The sequence below is a fragment of the Streptomyces sp. NPDC059002 genome (genome assembly GCF_042740435.1).
GTDB lineage: Bacteria > Actinomycetota > Actinomycetes > Streptomycetales > Streptomycetaceae > Streptomyces.
In genome coordinates this window covers 1-21,050 of record NZ_JBHYJI010000018.1, presented here as the reverse complement: position 1 = coordinate 21,050, position 21,050 = coordinate 1, and the positions used below count along the sequence as shown (strand labels likewise).

At 71.8% G+C, this 21,050-nt stretch carries 22 protein-coding genes, 1 tRNA gene and 2 pseudogenes; 10 read left to right on the top strand and 15 right to left on the bottom strand.

Annotation, left to right across the window (positions count from 1 at the left end; translation table 11 throughout):
* Position 1: 1 nt before the first annotated feature.
* Together ACFWZ2_RS18365 and ACFWZ2_RS18360 are read right to left on the bottom strand one after the other, a co-directional pair.
* Positions 2-460 (bottom strand): hypothetical protein, encoded by a 459-nt coding sequence (locus ACFWZ2_RS18365; RefSeq protein ID WP_384546803.1) that lies wholly within the window; start codon positions 458-460, stop codon positions 2-4.
* A gap of 237 nt (positions 461-697) precedes the next feature.
* Complete coding sequence (locus ACFWZ2_RS18360) at positions 698-1,834, bottom strand: ABC transporter ATP-binding protein (protein ID WP_384546801.1); 1,137 nt, start codon at positions 1,832-1,834, stop codon at positions 698-700.
* A gap of 199 nt (positions 1,835-2,033) precedes the next feature.
* Here ACFWZ2_RS18360 and ACFWZ2_RS18355 point away from each other — a divergent pair.
* Positions 2,034-2,107: transfer RNA gene (locus tag ACFWZ2_RS18355), tRNA-Thr, on the top strand.
* A gap of 10 nt (positions 2,108-2,117) precedes the next feature.
* On the opposite strand, the pseudogene ACFWZ2_RS18350 reads toward ACFWZ2_RS18355, so the two are convergent.
* A pseudogene (locus ACFWZ2_RS18350) lies at positions 2,118-3,350 on the bottom strand (NAD(P)/FAD-dependent oxidoreductase); the annotation flags it as partial.
* A gap of 134 nt (positions 3,351-3,484) precedes the next feature.
* Here ACFWZ2_RS18350 and ACFWZ2_RS18345 point away from each other — a divergent pair.
* Positions 3,485-4,213 (top strand): DsbA family protein, encoded by a 729-nt coding sequence (locus tag ACFWZ2_RS18345; RefSeq protein WP_384546799.1) that lies wholly within the window; start codon positions 3,485-3,487, stop codon positions 4,211-4,213.
* Between the two features lie 84 nt (positions 4,214-4,297).
* On the opposite strand, the gene ACFWZ2_RS18340 is transcribed toward ACFWZ2_RS18345, so the two are convergent.
* Both ACFWZ2_RS18340 and ACFWZ2_RS18335 read right to left on the bottom strand, forming a co-directional pair.
* A complete protein-coding gene (locus ACFWZ2_RS18340; protein WP_384546797.1) occupies positions 4,298-4,582 on the bottom strand; it encodes a hypothetical protein in 285 nt (94 codons plus the stop codon).
* A gap of 194 nt (positions 4,583-4,776) precedes the next feature.
* Positions 4,777-5,421 (bottom strand): rhomboid-like protein, encoded by a 645-nt coding sequence (locus ACFWZ2_RS18335; RefSeq protein WP_384546795.1) that lies wholly within the window; start codon positions 5,419-5,421, stop codon positions 4,777-4,779.
* Here ACFWZ2_RS18335 and ACFWZ2_RS18330 point away from each other — a divergent pair.
* A complete protein-coding gene (locus tag ACFWZ2_RS18330) occupies positions 5,420-6,343 on the top strand; it encodes an aminoglycoside phosphotransferase family protein (RefSeq protein WP_384546793.1) in 924 nt (307 codons plus the stop codon). The genes ACFWZ2_RS18335 and ACFWZ2_RS18330 overlap by 2 nt on opposite strands.
* Positions 6,344-6,386: 43 nt before the next feature.
* Positions 6,387-6,866 (top strand): GNAT family N-acetyltransferase, encoded by a 480-nt coding sequence (locus tag ACFWZ2_RS18325; RefSeq protein ID WP_384546791.1) that lies wholly within the window; start codon positions 6,387-6,389, stop codon positions 6,864-6,866.
* A 70-nt stretch (positions 6,867-6,936) separates the two neighbouring features.
* Here the strand turns inward: ACFWZ2_RS18325 and ACFWZ2_RS18320 are convergent, their stop codons facing one another.
* From ACFWZ2_RS18320 to ACFWZ2_RS18310, 3 genes and pseudogenes are all read right to left on the bottom strand, one after another.
* Entirely contained in the window at positions 6,937-8,160 is a 1,224-nt protein-coding gene (locus ACFWZ2_RS18320) for a GNAT family N-acetyltransferase (RefSeq protein ID WP_384547046.1), read from the bottom strand.
* 99 nt (positions 8,161-8,259) lie between these two features.
* Positions 8,260-9,276, bottom strand: a complete 1,017-nt coding sequence (locus ACFWZ2_RS18315) for a zinc-binding dehydrogenase (protein ID WP_384547044.1) — start codon at positions 9,274-9,276, stop codon at positions 8,260-8,262.
* Positions 9,277-9,451: 175 nt separating this feature from the next.
* Positions 9,452-9,733 (bottom strand): annotated as a pseudogene (locus ACFWZ2_RS18310) (FAD-dependent oxidoreductase); the annotation flags it as partial.
* A gap of 197 nt (positions 9,734-9,930) precedes the next feature.
* Between ACFWZ2_RS18310 and ACFWZ2_RS18305 the strand changes: the two are divergent.
* On the top strand, positions 9,931-10,650 hold the full coding sequence (locus ACFWZ2_RS18305) for a pentapeptide repeat-containing protein (protein WP_384546789.1): 720 nt from the start codon (positions 9,931-9,933) through the stop codon (positions 10,648-10,650).
* Between the two features lie 203 nt (positions 10,651-10,853).
* Here the strand turns inward: ACFWZ2_RS18305 and ACFWZ2_RS18300 are convergent, their stop codons facing one another.
* From ACFWZ2_RS18300 to ACFWZ2_RS18290, 3 genes are read right to left on the bottom strand one after another with little or no spacing between them, the layout of a single operon-like run.
* Positions 10,854-11,357, bottom strand: coding sequence for a hypothetical protein (locus tag ACFWZ2_RS18300; RefSeq protein WP_384546787.1), 504 nt, complete (start codon positions 11,355-11,357; stop codon positions 10,854-10,856).
* Between the two features lie 39 nt (positions 11,358-11,396).
* Positions 11,397-12,041 carry a response regulator gene (locus tag ACFWZ2_RS18295; protein ID WP_384546785.1) on the bottom strand — a complete coding sequence of 215 codons (645 nt, stop codon included), beginning with the start codon at positions 12,039-12,041 and terminating at the stop codon, positions 11,397-11,399.
* Positions 12,038-13,237: a sensor histidine kinase gene (locus ACFWZ2_RS18290; RefSeq protein WP_384547042.1), complete on the bottom strand. Its 1,200-nt coding sequence runs from the start codon at positions 13,235-13,237 to the stop codon at positions 12,038-12,040. The genes ACFWZ2_RS18295 and ACFWZ2_RS18290 overlap by 4 nt, the downstream gene beginning before the upstream one ends.
* Positions 13,238-13,631: 394 nt before the next feature.
* Here ACFWZ2_RS18290 and ACFWZ2_RS18285 point away from each other — a divergent pair, with 394 nt between their 5' ends.
* The 4 genes from ACFWZ2_RS18285 (at position 13,632) to ACFWZ2_RS18270 (ending at position 17,525) form a co-directional block, all read left to right on the top strand.
* On the top strand, positions 13,632-14,189 hold the full coding sequence (locus ACFWZ2_RS18285) for a heme-binding protein (protein ID WP_384546783.1): 558 nt from the start codon (positions 13,632-13,634) through the stop codon (positions 14,187-14,189).
* Between the two features lie 91 nt (positions 14,190-14,280).
* Complete coding sequence (locus ACFWZ2_RS18280; protein ID WP_384546781.1) at positions 14,281-14,883, top strand: ankyrin repeat domain-containing protein; 603 nt, start codon at positions 14,281-14,283, stop codon at positions 14,881-14,883.
* Positions 14,880-16,016: a hypothetical protein gene (locus ACFWZ2_RS18275; RefSeq protein WP_384546779.1), complete on the top strand. Its 1,137-nt coding sequence runs from the start codon at positions 14,880-14,882 to the stop codon at positions 16,014-16,016. Before ACFWZ2_RS18280 ends, ACFWZ2_RS18275 begins: the two co-directional genes overlap by 4 nt.
* 78 nt (positions 16,017-16,094) lie before the next feature.
* The gene (locus ACFWZ2_RS18270; RefSeq protein WP_384547039.1) at positions 16,095-17,525 is read left to right on the top strand and encodes a M1 family metallopeptidase; all 1,431 of its coding nucleotides are present in this window, start codon (positions 16,095-16,097) and stop codon (positions 17,523-17,525) included.
* A gap of 16 nt (positions 17,526-17,541) precedes the next feature.
* Here the strand turns inward: ACFWZ2_RS18270 and ACFWZ2_RS18265 are convergent, their stop codons facing one another.
* The 4 genes from ACFWZ2_RS18265 to ACFWZ2_RS18250 form a co-directional block, all read right to left on the bottom strand.
* A complete protein-coding gene (locus tag ACFWZ2_RS18265) occupies positions 17,542-18,051 on the bottom strand; it encodes a GNAT family N-acetyltransferase (protein ID WP_384546777.1) in 510 nt (169 codons plus the stop codon).
* A gap of 110 nt (positions 18,052-18,161) precedes the next feature.
* Positions 18,162-19,217, bottom strand: a complete 1,056-nt coding sequence (locus tag ACFWZ2_RS18260; RefSeq protein WP_384546775.1) for a hypothetical protein — start codon at positions 19,215-19,217, stop codon at positions 18,162-18,164.
* A complete protein-coding gene (locus ACFWZ2_RS18255) occupies positions 19,214-19,588 on the bottom strand; it encodes a PadR family transcriptional regulator (protein ID WP_384546773.1) in 375 nt (124 codons plus the stop codon). The genes ACFWZ2_RS18260 and ACFWZ2_RS18255 overlap by 4 nt, the downstream gene beginning before the upstream one ends.
* Positions 19,589-19,774: 186 nt before the next feature.
* On the bottom strand, positions 19,775-20,350 hold the full coding sequence (locus tag ACFWZ2_RS18250; protein WP_384546771.1) for a TerD family protein: 576 nt from the start codon (positions 20,348-20,350) through the stop codon (positions 19,775-19,777).
* Positions 20,351-20,538: 188 nt separating this feature from the next.
* On the opposite strand from ACFWZ2_RS18250, the gene arfB reads away from it, so the two are divergent.
* A complete protein-coding gene (arfB, locus tag ACFWZ2_RS18245; RefSeq protein ID WP_384546768.1) occupies positions 20,539-20,976 on the top strand; it encodes an alternative ribosome rescue aminoacyl-tRNA hydrolase ArfB in 438 nt (145 codons plus the stop codon).
* The last annotated feature ends 74 nt before the right edge of the window (positions 20,977-21,050 follow it).

The following is a 21,050-nucleotide window of genomic DNA, read 5'->3' as shown; positions in this document are numbered from 1 at the left end:
CTCAGCCGTTCTGGTGGGCGGCGACGCCCGTCGCGAAGGACGTGTCGCAGACCGGGCGCGCGTACGACTGGGCGCGGGTCGGGCCGTAGGCCTGCACGGCGGCGCGGCCGAGGGCGCGGGCGATGGACATGCAGTGCTTGGCGAGCGACGGGTGGCGGTTCACCTCCTGCTGGAGGTGGGTGAGCGCGACGCCCGGGTTCTTCTCCTGGAGTTCGAGGAGGAGCCGGTCGCGCAGGACGTCCTGCGGGGCGCGGGACTTGGCCGGTACGGAGAGGTCGTCGGCGGATGCGGTGAGCATCGAATCCGAGGAATTCCCCGACCAGTTGACGCTGGTGACCGCGAGGGTCCCGGAAAGCACCAGCATCACGGGCAGGACGAGGGCGAGCGTGCGGCCGATGCGGCGGGCGGGGCCACGGTGGGCTCGGCGCGGCTTCTGGGTGTAGTTGGCGGAATGCGTCACGCGAGTGAGCGTAGCGCTCGGTGATGATTTGGCGACATTTAGTCACTCGGTCGAGCGACAGAGAAGAAGGTTTCGCCTTCGCGGTGTTGACGCCGGATGGGCGAAATGACCGGTGTGCCGGGGTATTTGTCGACAACAGTGAAGTGCCCGGTGAGCGGAGTGTGTGCCGTACGCGGAAGGGGCCCGGCACCGAAGTGCCGGGCCCCTTCCGGGAGTTGACGCGGACGTCGGTCGACGTCAGTCGGAGAGGCGCTCGCCCGTCGACGTCGAGAACACGTGGGTCTCGCCGGGACGCGGCACGACGTGCAGCTGCGCGCCCTTGTCCGGGACCTGGCGGCCGTTCACGCGGACGACGAGGTCCTTCTGCTCGCCGCCGACCTCGGCGGTGCCGTAGACGTAGCCGTCGGCGCCGAGCTCCTCCACGACGTTCACGGAGACGGCGAGGCCCGCGGGGGCGTCCTCGGTCTCCTTCGTGAGGGACTTCGCGGCGGCGCCGTTCTGCTCGACGACGTCGAAGTGCTCGGGGCGGACACCGACGGTGACCGTGCGGTCGCCGCGGTCGGCGGCGGCGCTCAGGGCCTCGCGGTTGACCGGCACCACGGAGTTGCCGAACTTCACGCCGCCGTCGGTGATCGGGACCTCGACGAGGTTCATGGCGGGGGAGCCGATGAAGCCCGCGACGAAGAGGTTCGCCGGGCGGTCGTACATGTTGCGGGGGCTGTCCACCTGCTGGAGGAGGCCGTCCTTGAGGACCGCCACGCGGTCGCCCATGGTCATGGCCTCGACCTGGTCGTGGGTGACGTACACGGTGGTGATGCCGAGGCGGCGCTGGAGGCTCGCGATCTGCGTACGCGTGGAGACGCGCAGCTTGGCGTCGAGGTTCGAGAGCGGCTCGTCCATGAGGAAGACCTGCGGCTCGCGGACGATCGCGCGGCCCATCGCCACACGCTGGCGCTGACCGCCGGAGAGCGCCTTGGGCTTGCGGCCCAGGTACTCGGTGAGGTCCAGGATCTTCGCCGCGTCCTCGACCTTCTGGCGGATCTCGGCCTTGTTGACGCCGGCGATCTTGAGCGCGAAGCCCATGTTGTCGGCGACGGTCATGTGCGGGTAGAGCGCGTAGTTCTGGAACACCATGGCGATGTCCCGGTCCTTCGGCGGCAGGTGCGTGACGTCGCGCTCTCCGATGCGGATCGCGCCGGCGTTCACGTCCTCGAGCCCCGCGAGCATGCGGAGCGAGGTGGACTTGCCGCAGCCGGACGGGCCGACGAGTACGAGGAATTCGCCGTCCTCGATCTCGATGTCGAGGCCGTCGACGGCGGGCTTGTCGGAACCCGGGTAGATGCGGGTCGCCTTGTCGAACGTAACAGTGGCCATGGTGAGGGCCCCCTTCACCGGCAGGAACGTGCCGGACGATCCGAGTAGAGGGAGTGGTGTAGTCCACCTGGGTGAACTGCTCGTGACCGTACCCCGGAGGTCCGCGGTCTGTCAGTAGTCGCGGTGCTGTGACCTTCGCGGAAATTTTCGACGGCTGCCCGGACGGTGTTGGTTACACTGCACGGGCACGCCGGTGCACGCCTCCTTAGCTCAGATGGCCAGAGCAACGCACTTGTAATGCGTAGGTCGTCGGTTCGAATCCGACAGGGGGCTCTTCAGTTCGGAGGGCCGTCAGGTCGGTGGGGCCCGCCTGGCCCGAGTCCTGTTGGACCAGGTCGCGCAGGGTGCGGGCGGCGAGGTTCGCGGTGGCCACTCCGGAGCCGACGTAGCCGCCCGCCCAGCCGAGGCCGGTGGCGCGGTCCAGGGTGACGGTCGCGCACCAGTCGCGGGGGACGCCGAGGACGCCGGACCAGGCGTGGGCGATCCGGGCGCCGGCGAGCTGGGGGAAGAAGCGGACGAGGATCGAGCGGAGCGCCTCGACCGTGGCGGGCTGGGTGCGGCCGTCGTTGTCGGTGCGTGAGCCGTAGCGGTAGGGGACGCCCCGGCCGCCGAGGGCGATGCGGTCGTCCGCCGTGCGCTGCGCGTACATGTACGCGTGGGCCATGTCGCCGAGGGTTTCGCGGCCCTCCCAGCCGATCGACTCCCATTGGGCGGGTGACAGCGGCTCCGTCGCGATCATCGAGGAGTTCATGGGGAGCCAGGTGCGGCGCTGGCCCTTGAGGGAGGCGGTGAAGCCCTCGGTGCAGCGCAGGATGTAGGGGGCACGGACCGTTCCGTACGGGGTGACGGCGTGCTTCGGTTTGATCTCCGTGACCGGGGTCGACTCGTGGAGGGTGACGCCGAGTGCCTCGACCGCCCGCGCCAGGCCCTTGACCAGTTTCACCGGGTGCAGGCGCGCGCCGTGCGGGGTCCAGGTGGAGCCGACGGCGCCGGAGACGCGGATCCGGTCGGCGGTCTCGCGGGCGCCGTGCAGGGTGCGGTCCTTCTCGCCGTACGAGAGCTCCGTCGCGTGGAAGGCCTTGAGGCGCGCCAACTGGGCGGGGGTGTAGGCGACTTCGAGTACGCCGCCGTGGTGGATGTCCGCGTCGATCGACTCCTCGGCGGCGGCGCGGATCACCTCGTCGACCGTCTCGTTCATGGCTTCCTGGAGGCGGACCGCCGCTTCGTGGCCGTGCAGTTCGGCGGAGGGGGTCCCCCCCTGCTCCTTAAGAGCTTGGGGGAGGTCGCGGCCCGCGATGCCGTTGTAGAGCCAGCCGCCGTTGCGGCCGGATGCGCCGTAGCCGCAGAACTTCTGTTCAAGGACGGTGATGGGGAGGAAGGGGGCGGCCTTCTTCAGGTAGTACGCGGTCCACAGGCCGGTGTAGTCGCCGCCGACGATGCAGACGTCCGCCGTGGAGTCGGAGGTCAGGGGTTCGCGGGGCGCGGGGGTGCCGTCGTCCGCGTACCAGAACGCTATGCCGCCGTTGACCGTGCCTGTCGCGTTGGTGCGGCGGCCCTTGGTCCGCTGGGGGCGGGTCCTTCGGCGGACGGGGCGGGGGGTAGATTCCGATACTTTGAACGGTAAGTGTCGAAATCTGGAGGGCTCAACTCATGGCCGTACACAAGGCCGGGCGCAAGGCCGGGCGCGTTGCCACCGCGGTGGCCGCGGCGGCGCTGATCGGGGTGGCCGCGTCCGCCTGTGGTCCCGACGACAACAGCGGCAGCGGCAGTGTCAGCGAGAAGCCCTCGAAGCCGGCTTCGAGTGAGGCGCTCGCGGGTGTGCCCGCCTCCGTGAAGGGCGGCGTGATCACCGTCGGCGACCCGAAGGCCAAGCATACGGTCAAGCTGTACGAGGACCCGCGCTGCCCGATCTGCAAGAAGTTCGAGGAGACCGGGGCGCAGGCGCTGGTGAAGCCGGTGGCCGACGGCAAGGTCAAGCTCGAGTACACGATCGCCTCGTTCCTCGACAAGAACCTCGGCGGCAGCGGCTCGGTGAACGCGGCCAACGCGCTGCGGGCCTCGGTGGAGGCGGGCAAGTTCCCGCAGTACCACGCCGCGGTCTTCGCCGCGCAGCCCGAGGAGGAGACGGACGACGCCTTCACCCCGGCCTACCTCCTGAAGGTCGCCGACAAGGTCGACGGCCTGCGGGGCGCCGCCTTCGACAAGGCGGTGAACAAGGTGACGTACAAGAAGTGGGTCGACGAGGCGATGAAGGCCTTCACCGACGACGGCATGGAGGGCACGCCGACCGTCCTCATCGACGGCAAGAAGCCCGAGGGCAACTCCCTCTACGACCAGGCGGCGTTCACCAAGGAGCTGAAGGCCGCCGGGATCTCCTGACGCCGGACAGGTTCTACCGGGCAGGTTCTGAGGGCCGCCGGGGCTTCGTGCCCCGGCGGCCTTGCGCGTCGGGGCAGTTGGTCCTCACGCGCTGTGCAGCAGGGGCACGCGGGCCGGGAGTTCGGTGTACCGCGCCGCGTCGACGATCATGCGGGTGACGTGGCGGGGCAGGCCGAGGTTGGCGGCGAGCCAGGACGTCCGGTGGCCCTGGCGGGCGAGGACCCAGGCGGCGTGGACCCGCGGGTCGTAGACGGCGCCGGGCGGGGCGTAGAGACCGGCGGGGAGTCTGCCGGGATCCTCCAGGAGATAGACGGCGGTGATGCCGTCCAGCGGGAGCCGGATCGCGGGCAGCGTGAAGGCGTAGGGCACGGTGGCCTCCTCGGGATGAGGCGGCACGCGCCGCGGACGGGCCGCGGGGGTCAGTGCGTGCCGGAATGCGAGGCGATGGTCGGGGTGCGACTCGGACTGTGGTCCATGGACGATCGCCTCCTCTCGGCCGTTCTTCCCGGGCGATGTGCTCAACGTAGGCGGGCCCAGAGGGCCCTCAGTAGAGGCCTTGGGCCTCAGTGGGGCAGGGGCCTAGGTCCCGGTCCGCTCGGTTTCGTCCGGGTCAGGGGGTAGCAGGCCAGGCCGATCAGGACCGAGGTGAAGTGGCCGAGGTCGGTGAAGGTTCTGCCGGTGATCAGCGGGGTGCCGTAGATCGCGAGGACGACGAGGAGATATCCGTACCGCCAGGGCTTCGGTACCCGGTAGGTGAGGACGGCCACCACGCCCGCGAGTGCGTAACTCACCCCTACGTCAAGGGTGTTGACGGAGGAGTGGGGTGCGGCGCCGTGGTGGACGGCGAGAGCGAGGACGCCCTCGCTGATGAGCGTGGCGAGGACGTGGGCGAGCGCGGCCACCGCGAGCCAGCGCCAGGTGCCGAGCCAGCGTTCGGCGGTGGCGTGGAAGACCGTGTAGAGCACGGCGTACGGCAGCCAGCTGCTCCCGTCGATCCAGAACGCGCTGGAGACGAGCACCCGCGTCGGGTTGCGGGACAGCTCGTGGATGTTCGTGGAGCGCTGGCGCAGGAACTCGTCCTCGAACTCGGGGGACATGTGGTGCATCGCGACGGTCGTCACGAAGAGGGCCGCGAGCCAGAGGTACGTTCCCGGGGCGCTGCGCACGTAGGACCAGGTCGTGTGGGCCGCACGCCGGAAAAATGACATGTGCCGATTCACGCACGCCGGTAGGGTCCCGAACGTGATCGACATTCGCGTTCCGGACGAGCTGATCGAGTCGCAGTACATGTACGCGGGGGAGCCGGGGCGGGCCTTCATCGCCGCGCTGCCCGAGCGCATGAACGAGATCGTCGAGCGGTGGGACCTGACGGTCGACGGAGACCCCATGCACGGCATGGCCGCGCTCGTGCTGCCCGTGACGCGCGCCGACGGGACGCCCGCCGCGGTGAAGTTCCAGCTCCTGGACGAGGAGACCGAGGGCGAGCCGGTCGCGCTGCGGGTGTGGGACGGCGACGGGGCGGTCCGCCTCCTCGACTACGACGACGGCACCGGCACGATGCTGCTCGAACGCCTCGACTCCGGGCGGATGTTGTCGACGATGGCCGACACCCGCAAGGCCGTCCTCGTCATCGCCGAACTCCTCGCGCGGCTGACGGCGGGGCCCGCGCCCGCGGGCATGCGGACGCTCGGCGACATCGCCGCCGAGATGGTCGACGACCTGCCCGGCGCGCTGAAGGCGATCGCCGACCCGGCCGAGCGCGCGATCGTCGAGCGGTGCGGGGGCGCGGTGCGCGAGGTCATGGGCGAGGCCGGTGACCGGATGCTGCACTGGGACCTGCACTTCGAGAACGTCCTCGCGAGCGACCGCGAACCGTGGCTCGCCATCGACCCCAAGCCGCTCGCCGGCGACCCGGGCTTCGACCTGTGGCCCGCCATCGACAACCGCTTCGAGGCCGACGAGGTGCTGTGGCGCTTCGACGCGATGACGGAGGTCCTCGGGCTCGACCGGGAGCGGGCGCGCGCCTGGACGCTGGGGCGGGTCCTGCAGAACGCGATCTGGGAGGCCGAGGACGGGCGGCCGATGGTGGCGGACGACATGGAGATCGCGCGGCGGCTGCTCGGCCGGTGAGACGGCGTTGACCCCGGCGGGGCCCGCGTGGCTTGCTGCCCCCATGATTCGTACCGCCACGCCCGCAGACATCCCCGTCATCCACACCCTGGTCCGTGACCTCGCCGCGTACGAGAAGGCGCCCGACGAGGCGAAGGCCACCGAGGAGCAGCTGCGCGAGGCGCTCTTCGGCGAGCGGCCCGCCGCCTTCGCGCACATCGCGCAGGACGACACCTCCGGCGAGGTCGTCGGCTTCTCGCTGTGGTTCCTCAACTTCTCGACGTGGCGCGGCGTGCACGGGATCTACCTGGAGGACCTGTACGTACGCCCCGAGGCGCGCGGCGGCGGATACGGCAAGGCGCTCCTCACCGAGCTCGCGCGCATCTGCGTGGAGCGCGGCTATGAGCGCCTGGAGTGGTCCGTGCTCGACTGGAACGAGCCGTCGATCAACTTCTACCGGTCCCTCGGGGCGGCGCCCCAGGACGAGTGGACGGTGTACCGGCTGACCGACGGCGCGTTGGCCGAGCTGGGCTCGGCCGTGTGAGGGCTCCGCGGGAAGCACGGTCCGCACCTGAACGGCACCGGACTTCCGCACCGGACCTCCACAAGCCCGCTCAGAACTCGTCCACGGTGTGCGGCACCAGAGCCGTGTGCAGGGCGGCGTCCAGTGTCTTCGCCGTGCCCGGGGCGTGTTCCGTGGCCAGGCCCGCGCGGAGCAGGGCGTCGATCTTCGTGCCGCCCAGGTAGCAGGCCGCCAGGTCGCGTACGTCGAGGGTGAGGTCCGCGGGGTCCTCGGTGGGACCGTACGTACAGCCGTCGGGGGACGCCGTCAGGCGGTGGCGGCCGGAGTTGGCGGGGACGTGGTCGTCGCGCACGTCGAGGACCACGTCCACGGGGCTCGCCCAGGAGCGGGACTCCAGCGCCTTGCGCACGTCGATCAGGCGGACCCACAGCGCGGGGAACTCGCCCGTGACGCGCACCTGGTCGCGGTCGGCGGCGAAGAGGTGCAGCGGGTCGTCGACGGGGCGGCCCCAGGCGCGGATCAGGCCCGTCAGGTCGATCGAGGCGAGATAGCGCCAGAGCGCGGCCGCCGCGGCCGGGGTGTCCGCCTCCAGCTCGTCGAGGCGGACCAGGCCGGGGGCGTCGTCGCGGGTCTTGGTGCGGTAGATCGCGTAACCGGCGACCGGTCCCGCGGGGTCGCCGATGACGACCACGCGGGGCGGCGACAGCTCGTCGTCCTCCTCGTCCTCCTCCACCAGCCACTCCTCGCGCCACCACGCGTCGCCGCGGGCGATGCGGCCCGCGCGCTCGGTGCGGGTGCGGTCGTAGTACTCGCCGAGCAGGCCGGGGGCGTCGGACGGGTCGACCAGGCGCAGCGGGCGGTCGTCCGGGGTGATGCGCAGGGCGAGCGGGCGCCGGGAGTCGATCTCCACGGTGTGGCCGTGGGTGGCGGGGCCGAAGCCGAACCTGCCGTAGATCGCGTCCTCCGACGCCCAGAGCGAGGCGATCGGCGCGCCGTCGGCCCCGGCCTTCGCGAACAGCTCCGCGATCATGCCGGAGAGCACGCCGCGGCGCCGGTGCGTCGGCGCCACGGACACGAACGTCAGGCAGGGGCAGGCGAGTTCGCCGCCGGGGACCGACACGGTGAAGGGGAACGCGGCGACGAATCCCACCAGTTCGTCGTTGTCGTACGCCCCGATGCGGGTGCAGTCGAGCAGCAGGTCGTGGTGGTGCTTGCGCTTCTCCTCCTCCGGGCTCTCGTGGAAGGCGAGATAGGAGAGGGAGAGGGCGCGGTCGATGCCCGTCTCGGGGATATCGCGGAACTGGATGGAGTCCATACCCATATAACGGACGGTAGTTCCCTTATGCCGGTGTGGGCATCTGGATTTCTCCCGGGCCAGGGGCTCGAGGGATCAGCGGCCCAGCGGATCAGCGGCTCAAGGAATGAGGACGACCTTGCCCATCGTGCCGCGGTTCTCCAGCGCGCGGTGTGCCGCTGCCGCGTCCGCGAGGGGGAAACGCTGCACGGCCGGGGTGAAGTGGCCCGTCGCGGCCTCGGCGAGCGCGGCGAGTTCCAGGGTCCGTACCGGGTTGTCGCCGCCCGCCTTCTGCATCATGGTCGGGCCGAGGACGTTGACCTGCGAGATGCCGCGCTCGGCCAGCTCCTCTTCGGTGAACGTCAGCGCCTCGCCGTCGTGCAGGCCCTTGCCGGACCAGCCGAAGACGACGTGGGTGCCGCCGGGGCCGAGCAGGTCGACGGCGGCGAGTCCCGCGTCGCCGCCCACGCCGTCGAAGACGACGGTGGCTCGGCGGTCGTCCCGCTGCTCCTTCAGGTAGGTGCGGACCTCGTCGGGCCATGCCGGGTTCTTGTAGTCCACCGCGAGGTCCGCGCCGTTCGCCCGGACGCGGGCCACCTTCTCGGGGCCGCCCGCGAGGCCGATCACCGTGGCGCCGCGCCGCTTGGCGTACTGCGTGAGGAGGGTGCCTATGCCGCCCGCGGCCGCGGGGACGATGACCACGGATTCGGGGGTGAGGTCGGTGAACTGGAGGATCCCCATCGTCGTACGGCCCGTGCCGATCAGGGCGACGGCCTCGGCGAAGTCCAGGTCGGCGGGGAGTTCGTGCAGGCGGGACGCCTCGGTGACGGTCTGCTCGGCGTAGCCGCCGGGGGCGAAGCCGATGTGGGCGACGACGCGCTTGCCGAGCCAGTGGGCGGGGACTCCCTCGCCGAGCTTGTCGACCGTGCCCGCGACCTCGCGGCCGGGAACGGTGGGCAGGGAAGGGAGTTCGGGCAGCGGGCCCTGCATGCCCTCGCGGAGCGCGGTGTCCAGGAGGTGCACGCCGGCCGCGGCGACGGCCACGCGGACCTGGCCCTGCGCGGGTTCGGGGGCCGCCGTCTCCTCGTACGTCAGGTTCTCGGCGGGGCCGAAGGCGTGGAGGCGGATGGCGTGCATGGTGGACATGGCGGGCTCCTCGGATGTGCTCTCGGCTTGGCTGTCGTCCGTACGCCCCTCACCTTTCAACCTGAAGCAGACTTGAGGTCAAGCCTCGACCTGGTCAGTGCCAGCGACACCGCGCCCACCGCGCTGTTGAACGACACCTCGGAGAGCAGTCCGGGCGCCGCCACCTGGTCGCCCACGTCGTGAAGTCCTGGTCCACGGGCGCCTGTTCGGTCTTGCGGTGCAGCAGCTTGAGCGGGGCGAGGGGCGGGGTGCGGCGCAGGGTGCCGTGGTGGTGGAAGCGCAGGCGGGCGCCTTCGGCGGGCGGGACGGGGGCGAGCGGGCCGATGAGGTCGCGCTGTTTGAGCCAGGTCCAGTGGGGGCCGCCGTTGTAGAGGGCGTGCGGTCCCTCGTTCGTCTTGTACGCGCCTTCGGCGGTGCGGGCGCGGCCGCCGAGGGTGGATGGGGTCTCCCCTGCTCCTTAAGAGCTTGGGGAAGGGCCTCGTGGAGGGTGACGCGGGGTGCGGTGGGCCTGGGCCTGTTCGAGGCGTTGCGCAGGGAACGGGCTCCCTTGAGGTCGGTGTTGGGGGGGGGCTCGTTCCTTGGAAGGCCGGGGGTGCGTGGATGTGAGATCGCGGCGTTGTCAGTGGGGGCGTGCACGATGGGGGGATGGCGGAGAAGGAGAAGGCGAGTACAGCGAGGGCGCCGCGGGCGTCGAAGGCGGCGCAGGTGGTCAAGGCGGCTCGGCGGGCCGAGGTGCGGTTGCCGCCGCTCCGGCCCTTCGACGGAGGGGAGTTGGCGCCGGACGGTGATTACGACGGGGTGGAGTTCCGGGGGCTCGACCTGCGGGGGCAGGACGGCGGCGGGGCGCTGTTCATGGACTCGGCGCTGGTGGGGTGCGCGGTCGACGAGGCCAGGCTGACCCGTGCGCGGTTCGTGGACTCCGTCCTCACGGAGCTGCGGGGGGTGGGGACGGACCTCGTGGAGGCGTCGCTGCGGGACGTCGAGGTGGTGGACGCGCGGCTCGGCGGCGTGCAGTTGCACGGGAGCGTGCTGGAGCGGGTGGTGATCAGGGGCGGGAAGATCGACTATCTGAACGTGCGGAAGGCGCGGTTGCGGGACGTGATCTTCGACGGGTGCGTGCTGGCGGAGCCGGACTTCGGCCTCGCGTCCTTGGAGCGGGTGGAGTTCAGGGACTGCGCGGTGCGGGGCGCCGACTTCAGCGGGACGCGGATGAAGGACGTGGACCTGCGGGCCGCCGGGGAGCTGGAGATCACCCGCGGGATCGACTGCCTGGCCGGTGCGGTCATCAGCCCCGGCCAGCTGATCGACCTGGCACCGGCGTTCGCGGCGCAGGTGGGGGTGCGGGTGGCCGAGGCCGGGTTCTAGGCGGCCTTGTGGACGTCCGGTGCGGTCGGGTGCGCCCCGAAGGGGCGCGGGGGACTGCGCGACCGGCCACGATGCACCCGCGGATGTGGACCGCACTTCCCGCGGAGCGCTTGGGCGGGTTCGTCGAGGTCCCGTGCGGGATCGTGCGGGATCGTGCCGGATCGTGCCCCGCGGGGCGGGGGCCTCCCCGTCGGGAGGTGCCGTCAGCGTGGGACGCGGGGAAAGCGGGCGAGCAGGGACCAGATCGCCGGGTTGTCCCCGAGGGTGTCGTGCAGGTCGGTGAGGTCCGCCACCAGGTCGTGGAGGAAGTCACGGGCCTCGCGGCGCAGCTCCGTGTGGGAGAAGGTCAGCGCGGGCTCCTCGGCGTCCATCCAGTCCGCCTCGACGTCCACCCAGCCGAAGCGGCGGGCGAACAGCATGCGGTCCGTCGACTCCGTGAAGTCGAGCTCCGCGTACTGGGGGCGGGAGGCCCGGCTGCCGAGCGGGTCCTGGTCGAGGGTCTCGACGATGTCGCACAGCGCCCACGCGAAGTCGAGGACCGGCACCCATCCCCAGGCTGTGGACAACTCCCGGTCCGCCTTGGTGTCCGCCAGGTACACGTCTCCGCAGAAGAGGTCGTGCCGGAGCGTGCGGACGTCCGCCCGGGCGTAGTCCAGCTCCGGGGGGTCAGGGAAGCGGCGGGAGAGCGCGTAGCCGATGTCGAGCACGGGGTCGATGGTGTCACGGGCCGGAGGGTGCGGGCGGCGTCAGGGCAGCAGGCGCTGTTCCTTGGCGACCGACACCGCGCCCGCCCGGGTGTCCACGCCCAGCTTGTCGTAGATGCGGCCCAGGTGGGTCTTGACCGTTGCCTCGCTGATGAACAGGGCGCGGGCGATCTCGCGGTTGCCGAGGCCCTGGGAGAGCTGGCCGAGGATGTCGCGTTCGCGGTCGGTGAGGGTGGGGCGGGGGCTGCGCATGCGGGCCATGACGCGGGACGCGACGGGCGGGGAGAGGGCGGTGCGGCCCTGTGCGGCGGCCTGGATCGCGGAGAAGAGTTCCTCGGGGCGCTCGGCCTTGAGGAGGTAGCCGGTGGCGCCCGCCTCGATGGCCCGGGTGATGTCGGCGTCCGTGTCGTAGGTGGTCAGGACCAGGACGTGGGGCGAGGGGGACTGTGCCGTGATGCGGCGGGTCGCCTCCACGCCGTCGATGCCCTCGCCCAGCTGCAGGTCCATCAGGACCACGTCCGGCGTCAGCTTCGCGGCGAGGGCCACCGCCTCCTCGCCGGTGCCCGCCTCGCCGACCACCTCGATGTCCGGTGCGCTGCCGAGCAGGGCGAGCAGACCCGCGCGTACGACGACGTGGTCGTCGCAGACCAGGAGGCGGACCGGGCGGGCGGGGGCGTCGTTCGTCACTGCGGCTCCAAGGGGGTCGATGGCTCCAGGGGGATCGACACGGACAGGACCGCGCCTTCGCCCGGCGCCGACTCGATCGTCAGTGTGCCGCCGAGCTGCTGGGCCCGCGCGCGGATCGCGGGCAGGCCGTGGCCCCGCACGCCCGTCGGGGTCCCGGCGGCGGGCGGCGGTGTGAAGCCGTGGCCGTCGTCCGCGACGTCGAGGACCACCTGGTCGTCGAGGAGCGTGAGGGTCAGTGCCGCGGTGGTCGCGTCCGCGTGCTCGCGCACGTTCGCGAGGGCGCCCTGGGCGATGCGCAGGAGCGCCGAGCTGACCCGGTCGGGCAGGGGGACCGGCGTGCCCTCCGCGTGGAAGCGCACCGTGAGGCCCGCGTCCGACTCGCGTTCGGCGAGCGCCCGCAGCGCCTGGGTGAGGCCGCCGCCGTCCGCGAGGTCGGCGGGCGCCAGGTCGTGCACGAAGCGGCGTGCCTCGGTGAGGCCGAGTTCGGTGATCGACTCGGCGGTGCGGACGTGGGCGCGGGCCTTGGCCGGGTCCGTGTCCCAGACGCGGTCGGCGGCCTGCAGCAGCATCTGCTGGCTGGACAGGCCCTGCGCGAGGGTGTCGTGGATCTCCATGGAGATGCGCTGGCGTTCGGCGAGGGTGCCCTCGCGCCGTTCGGTGGCGGCCAGTTCGCGGCGGGTGCGGATGAGGTCGTCGATGAGTTCGCGCTGGCGGGCGGCCTGGCGCCGCATGTAGAGGAAGACCGCCGTCGCGATCGCCGAGACGGCGGGGGGCCCGAGGATCAGGTCCGGGTCGTAGCGGCCCGCGAGCCGCAGCTGTGAGGCGATCACGCAGCCGGTCAGGACGACCACCAGGGCGAGGGCCGCGCGCGGCGGCAGCGTCCGCAGGCCGGTGTAGAAGAGCGGCACCGCGCACCAGCCGAAGCTCGGTGCGAGGATGACGAGGACCAGCCAGACCGCGATGACCAGGGTGAGCCAGGTGAGGCGGGCCGGGGTGGGCAGGGTGCCGGGTGCCGGTTCGGCGGAGTAGGGCGCGGAGCGTCTGCCCAGGAGGCGGCCCGCGAGCGGCGGGAGGGCGTACAGCAGGGCGAGGACCAGCGAGAGCGCGATGATCCACGGGACGCGTGCGCCGCCGGGGTGGCGCAGCAGGAAGCGGGCCAGCGAGGTGACGAGGAGCAGGTAGAACGTGGCGTGCATGACGGCCGCGAGCCAGCGCGCGTCGGGGTCGGGGGTGCGGGGGTCGGGGCCCGGCGTGCGCTGTCCCACGGGGGCGTCTCCCTTTCGTACCGATGGCTCGTGTCGTGCCGATGGCTCGTATCGGTAGCTCGTACCGACAGCCCGTACCGATGGCTCGTACCGACGTCTCGTACTGCCGTGAAGCAGTCGCTGAACTGGGCAGACACGATCATTGTGACCCGTCGGGGCCACCGTGGGGTCAACCGATCGGCTGACCCTGGTGTCGGCCGAGTCGCGCGCCGGTCCCAGCCGGTACGTCGAGGGGTGGGCCCCGGATCCGGCCGGAGCATTGAGGGCAGAGGCGAACACCTTCGACTCGACCCCCTCCCGACGCACCTCACCTCAGGAGCCCCTGATGAAGAAGCTCTCCCGCCGCACCCGTGTCCTGACCGTCGCCGCCACCGCCGCCGTCCTCGGCGCCGGTACCTTCGGCGCCGTCTCCGCCACCGCCGGCACCCCGGACGCCGCCGCCAAGGCCGCCGTCACCGCCGACGCGGGCAACAAGAACCTCACGCAGTCGACGCACCTGACCGTCGCCGCCGCCACCAAGGCCGCGCAGGCCACCCTCGACGCCGCGAAGAAGGAGAACCAGCGCGTCTCCGTCGCCGTCGTCGACCGCAACGGCAACACCATCGTCACGCTGCGCGGCGACGGCGCGGGCCCGCAGTCCTACGAGTCGGCCGAGAAGAAGGCGTACACCGCCGTCTCCTGGAACACCCCCACCTCCGAGCTGACCAAGCGCCTGGAGCAGGCCCCGACCCTGAAGGACATCCCCGGCACGCTGTTCCTCGCGGGCGGCGCCCCGGTGACCGCCAAGGGCGCACCCGTCGCGGGCATCGGTGTCGCGGGCGCCCCGAGCGGCGACCTGGACGAGAAGTTCGCCAAGGCGGGCGTGGCGGCGCTCAACCGCTGACCCGCGCCCGACCGCCGATCGCATGCTGCTGAGGCTGTTCCCGGTCCCCGCGCCCGTCCGCGCGGGGGCCCGTACGACGAGGAGATCCGCCATGAACACCACCGCTGCCGACCGGCGGCTGCTCGACGCCGCGCGGGCCGGGAACGCCGCAGAAGTGACCGCGGCCCTCGACGCGGGGGCCCGCGTCGAGACCCGTGACACCGAGCTGCGCACCCCGCTGCTGCTCGCCGCCGTCGGCGATCACGTCGAGGCCGCCAAGGTGCTGGTCGCCGCGGGCGCCGACGTCAACGCGCAGGACCACCGCGCCGACAGCCCCTGGTTGGTCACCGGGGTGACGGGCAGCGTCGCCATGCTGCACGTCCTGCTGCCCGCGGGCCCCGACCTCAAGCTGCGCAACCGGTTCGGCGGGATCTCCGTGATCCCGGCGTCGGAGCGCGGTCATGTCGCGTACGTACGTGAGGTCCTGCGCGCCACCGACATCGACGTCGACCACGTCAACGACCTCGGCTGGACCGCCCTGTTGGAGGCGGTGATCCTCGGCGACGGCGGCCGCGCGCACCAGGAGATCGTGGAGCTGCTCCTCGCCGCGGGCGCGACGCCGGACCTCGCCGACCGGGACGGTGTCACGCCGCTCGGGCACGCCGAGCGGCGGGGCTTCGCGGACCTGGCCGAGCTGCTGCGGGGCGCGTCGTGACGGCGCGCCGGGCGCCCGGGGTCCTGCTGGGCGGGACCGCGGCCCTGCTCGCCGCCGCCGTCCTCGCGGGCTGCGGCGCGGGCCAGGACGGGCCCGCCGCTTCCGGGCCCGAACCCGCCCGCGCGACCGCCACGACCACCATCCCCGCCGGGACGGAGACCCCCGAAGGCACCCTCCTGGTCGCCGACTTCGGCTCCGACACGGTGACCTTCGTCGACCCCGAGAAGGGCCCTCTCGACTCGGTGAAGGTCGGCAAGGCCCCCTACGGGCTGACCGTCGGGGACGACGGCCGCGCCTGGGTGGCCACCGCGGAAGGCGTCGCCGTGGTCGACACCGGGAGCCGCGAACGCGTCGACCTCGTCCCGTACGAGACGGAGACGGGCCCCGCCACGACCGGCGAGTACCGCGGCGGCGGCATGGGAATCGCCCTCGCACCCGACGGCGAACACGTCTACGTCGGCGTCAACGTCCCCGGTGGTAAAGGGACGTTGGAGGTCATCGACGCCGACAAGCGCGAGGTGACCGACACCGTCCCCGTCGGCCGCCGCCCCTTCGACGTCGACGTGTCCAAGGACGGCCGCGAGGTCTACGCCACCGATCACGACTCCTTCGACGTGACGGTCGTGCGCGCCGACTCGCTGGAGCCGCGCCGCATCGAGGTCGCCCCGTACGGGACGGAGGGCGGCCTCGGCTCCTGGCTCAAGCCGCACTACACGGCCGTACGACCCTCCGACGGCAGGCTGCTCCTGCCCTTCGAGGGCGAGCGGCTCGTCGTGCTCGACCCGCGCACCGGCGAGTACGACGTCGAGAAGATGACCGCCAACACGCACCAGCACGGCGCGACGGTCACCGACGACGGCACGCTCTTCGCGGTCGGCACCGGGCCCATCGACCCGGACGCCGACAAGGGGCCCTCGCTGACCATGCGGACGAAGGACGGCAAGGAGCGGGTGTTCCCGCTGGAGGGCCCGCACGAGGACGTCGCCGTGTCGCGGGACGGCCGTACCGCGTACGTCACCGGCGGCTTCACGCGCGACGGCTACTGGAACGGCATCTCGGTCGTCGACACGGAGGACGGCTCGGTGCGCCGACTCCCGGCGGGCGAGCGGCCGTTGGGCATCGCGGTGCTCTGACCTGCGGGCGGGGCACGGGGCGGAGGGCCATACCGCCCCCGCCCCGAACATTTGCCGCATAAGATCGCCAGCGTGGAACTGCGATCACCGGCCGTCCGAGCCGCCACCGTCACCTGCGCCCTCGCCCTGCTCGCCGCCGTCAGCGCCTGCAGCGGCGCGGGCGTCGACGGAACCCCGGGCGCGGACGGCGTGCGCGACCCGTACTTCCCCAAGCAGGGCAACGGCGGCTACGACGTGGCGCACTACGGACTGACCCTCGGCTACGACCCCGACTCCCGGCATCTGACGGGCACCGCCGAGATCACCGCCCGCGCCACCAAGAACCTCAGCTCCTTCAACCTCGACCTCAAGGGCCTCGACGTCTCCGCCATCACCGTCGAGGGCAAGCCGGCCCGGTTCCAGCGCGCGGGCCAGGAGCTGAAGGTCCGCCCCGCCGACGACCTCGACAGGGGCGAGACGTTCCGCGCGACCGTCCGCTACTCCGGCACCCCCGAGACCGTCACGGACGGGGACGGCGCCAAGGAGGGCTGGCTGGAGACGGCGGACGGCGCGGTCGCCCTCGGCGAGCCGAACGGCTCGATGGCGTGGTTCCCCGGCAACCACCACCCCAGCGACAAGGCCTCGTACGACATACAGGTCACCGTCCCCAAGGGACTCAAGGCCGTGTCCAACGGCGAGTTGACCCGCGAGTCGACCAAGAACGGCCGCACCACCTTCGCCTGGCACAGCGCCGAACCGATGGCGAGCTATCTGGCGACCGTGGCCGTCGGCGACTTCGAGATGAAGACCTCCACGACGGAGTCGGGGCTGCCCGTCGTCACCGCGGTCACCCGGGACGAGGTCAAGGCGAGCAAGAAGGTCCTCGCGAAGATCCCGGACATCATCGACTGGGAGGAGTACAACTTCGGGCCCTACCCGTTCTCCTCGACCGGCGCGATCGTCCTCCGCGAAGGCGAGGCCGAGTACGCCCTGGAGACCCAGACCCGCCCCACCTTCCCCATCGAGAGCTTCGACACCGAGACCCTCGTCCACGAGCTGGCCCACCAGTGGTTCGGCGACTCCGTCACGCCCAGGACGTGGCGGGACATGTGGCTCAACGAGGGCTTCGCGACGTACGCGGAGTGGCTCTACGAGGAGGACCACGGCGGCGACAGCGCGCAGGACACCTTCGACGCGCTCTACGAGGGCGACTACTACGAGGACGACGAGGACAACGAAGCCATCTGGGACTTCCCGCCCGCCAAGCCCACGGACGCCGAGCACATCTCGGACCCGCCCGTGTACGAGCGCGGCGCGATGGTCGTCCACAAGATCCGCCAGGCCGTGGGCGACGACACGTTCTACGACATCGTGCAGGGCTGGACGAAGACCCACCGGCACGGCAACGCGGACACCAAGGACTTCACGGAGTACGTCGAGAAGCACGCGGGCGGCGACAAGGAGCGCGAGAAGGTCGCCGCGATCTGGGGCGACTGGCTGTACGGGGACGGAAAGCCGGACAAGCGGTAGCCGCGCGGCCGCGGTCCTAGAGCGGCTTGCGCAGGACCGCGCAGGGGCGGTGCAGCTCGATGTCCTCGCGGTGCCCGATGACGAGATAGCCGAGCGCGGCCCAGAACCGCAGCGCCTTCGGGTTGTTCTCCAGGACGGCGAGGCGCACGGCATCCCGCCCCGCGTCCCGCAACCGCTGCTCGACGAGGCCCGCCAGCTCCCGCCCGAGCCCCGAGCGCTGCCGCCGCGCGTCCACCATGAGCAGCCCGATCCAGGGATCCGGGTCCGTCGGGTCGGGATGCCGGGCGAGCGTGCTGGCGATGCCCACCAGCTCCCCGCGCGAGCGCGCGAGCAGCACCTCCGCTCCCGGGTGGGCTAGTTCGTCCGCGAGGGCCTTGGCGACCTGCTCGATACGGATGTCGTCGGGGGCGGGGAACTCGCCGCCGAGCGCGAAGAACTCCCGGTTCGACGCGTACAGGCCGGTCACCTCGGTGAGGAGGTGACCGGGCAGGGCCCCGTCGACGACGGTGAGCGGTTCAAGGTTCATGCGCCGCACACTAGGTGCTCCGCTGGTGGTGCGGTCCTGAACCTGCGGGCCGGTGGGGGCCGGCCGCGCCCACGCGGCGGAGCCGCATATCGAAACAGCCCCCGTGCCTCTTACGGGGCGGACTCAGCCTTGCGCAGGGTGCGCCATTCCTTGAGCACGCTGCGGATCCAGTAGACCGCCACGGCTGCCCAGAGCAGCGTCCAGGGGGAGGTCCGGTCCTGGGGGTCGAGCAGGTGGTCGGAGAGGAGGGTCAGGATGATCACGGCCATCGCGGCGTTGGCGTACAACTTCCGTCGGGCGACCCGCTGTTGCCTGCGGGGTCCCTCGGACAGGCGCAGCGCGTAGACCTCGACGTCGCCGAAGACGTCCTCGGCGTGGGTGCCGTCCCCGAGGGAGGCCAGGTGCTGGCGGACCTCGCTGACGTGGTCGCGGGCCTCCGCCGCCTTCATGGCGTGCCGTCCGCGCAGGAGTCCCGCAAGACGGGCCAGCCAGCGCTCGTCGTCGGTGCCGCCGGGCCGCTCGGCGGGTGTGAACCAGCGGTCGAGCGTGGCGTCGGGAAACAGATAGGCGCCGACGACCCATGCCGCACCGGCGAGCGCGAGCACGGGCGCGGGCACGTGGAACAGCCGCTCACCGGGTACGGCCGCGGCGACCGCGGACCCGCCGGCCACCGCGGCGACGGTGCCCGCGGCGAACCCCCACATGCCCCGGATCCGCCCCGCGGCGCGCGCGACGAACGCGACGGCGACGAGCAGCGCGGCGAGCACGACGGTCGCACAGCCCGCGACCGAGGCCCAGCTCACCCCGATCCACAGGCCGTCCTCGATCCAGCGCAGGACGCAGAGGACGACGCCGATGAAGCCGAGCGTGCAGAGCGCGGCGGAGACGCGTTCGCCGGGCGTCATGCCGTCCGTGCCGACCCGGGCGCGGTACTTCTCGCTGATGCGCTCGGCGGCGACGGCGCGGGCGTAGGCCTCCGGGGCGCCGAGCACCTCGTGCGCGGGCAGTCCGGCCTCCGTCACGATCTCGTGCGCCTCGGCGAGCACCTCGTCGGCGAGGCCGGCGGGCGCGTCGTGGTCGAGGACGAGCCGCAGCTCGACGACGGCGGCCCACTCCTCGTCCGCCTCACGCGCCCAACTCGGCTCGCTCTTGCGGGTCTTCGTCATGCGTCCCCCTGGCCTTCCTGTGCGCCGCTCGCGACGGTCGCGTCGCGAGGGCCGGTGAGGGCGGCGACGGTCCGGGAGAAGTCCTCCCAGGCGGCCCGGTCGCGCCGCAGCCGTGCCCGCCCCTCCGCGGTGATCCGGTAGTACTTCCGTCCGGGCCCGCCCTCGCCCGCGCCCCACTCGACCGCGACGGCCCCCTCTTCTTCGAGGCGGGCGAGCGCGGGGTACAGGGTCGCGGCCCGTACGCCGTCGAGGCCCGCGTCGGCGAGCCGGCCGAGCAGGGCGTACCCGTAGCTCTTCGGCTCGCCGTCGAGGATGCCGAGCAGGCACAGGGGCAGCGCGGCGCGCGTCCATGAGGTGGGTGCGGCGGCCACGACGCCCTCTCTTCGAAGTTCCGGACTATTTCGGTTTTCAGAATAGTAGGAGAGGGGTGGGCTCTGGCAAGAGAGGGGTGGGCCCCGGCAAGAGACGGGCGGGACCCGGCAAGAGCCGGAGCGTGACATGGCGGAGCCCCCGCGGGAACTGCTCCCGCGGGGGCTCCGTCAACTGGCCTGCTGAACTCAGACGTTGACGCCGAAGTCCTGCGCGATGCCCACGAGGCCGGACGCGTAGCCCTGGCCCACGGCGCGGAACTTCCACTCCGCGCCGTTGCGGTACAGCTCACCGAAGACCATGGCGGTTTCGGTGGCGGCGTCCTCGGAGAGGTCGTAGCGCGCGATCTCCGTGCCACCCGCCTGGTTGATGATGCGGATGAACGCGTTGCGAACCTGGCCGAAGTTCTGCGAGCGGTTCTCGGCGTCGTAGATCGAGACCGGGAAGACGATCTTCTCGATGTCGGCCGGCAGGCCCGCGAGGTTCACGTTGATCTGCTCGTCGTCGCCCTCGCCCGCGCCCGTGACGTTGTCACCGGTGTGCACGATGGTCTGGTCCGGCGTCGACTTGTTGTTGAAGAAGACGAAGTGACCGTCTGAGTAGACCTTGCCCTGCGTGTTCACCGCGATCGCGGAGGCGTCCAGGTCGAAGTCGGTGCCGGTGGTGGTGCGGACGTCCCAGCCGAGGCCCACGGTGACGGCGGTCAGGCCCGGAGCCTCCTTGGTGAGCGAGACGTTGCCACCCTTGGACAGGCTTACTGCCATTGTTGGGAGTCCCTTCCCTCGTTACGTACGCACAGTGCGTATGTGCTTCGTACTGGGGACGAAGCTACTTCACTGGTACCAACGCCGAGCGGGGTCCCCAAGGTTCCACTTCGCTTTACTTTCTTTACCCGGCCGATTCCGGCGCCCCGCGGAAAACGGCGTGACGTGCGCCCGACAGACGCGGGACCATGGGAGACATGTCCGGTTCCCCTGTCATCCGCGGCTCCGTCTCCCTGCCCGAGGCCGAGCTCATGTGGCGTTTCTCGCGGTCGTCGGGACCGGGTGGGCAGCACGTGAACACCAGCGACTCCCAGGTCGAGCTGCGGTTCGACCTCGCGAACACCGACGCGCTGCCCGAGGTCTGGAAGGCGCGCGCCCTGGAGCGCCTCGCGTCCCGGCTCGTCGACGGCGTCGTCTCCGTACGAGCCAGTGAGCACCGCTCGCAGTGGCGCAACAGGGAGATGGCGATGACCCGGCTCGCCGCCCTCCTCGCGGAGGCGACGGCGCCGCCGCCGAAGCCGCGTCGTGCCACGAAGATTCCCCGTGGCATCAATGAGCGGCGGCTCCGCAACAAGAAGCAGCGCAGTGAGACCAAGCGGGGCCGCTCGGGCCAGGGTTGGGGCTGACGTGCCCCGTCAGGGGCGAGCCCCGTAAGGGGCGCGGGGAACTGCGCGCTCAGCGCGCGAAAAGCCGCAGTCGC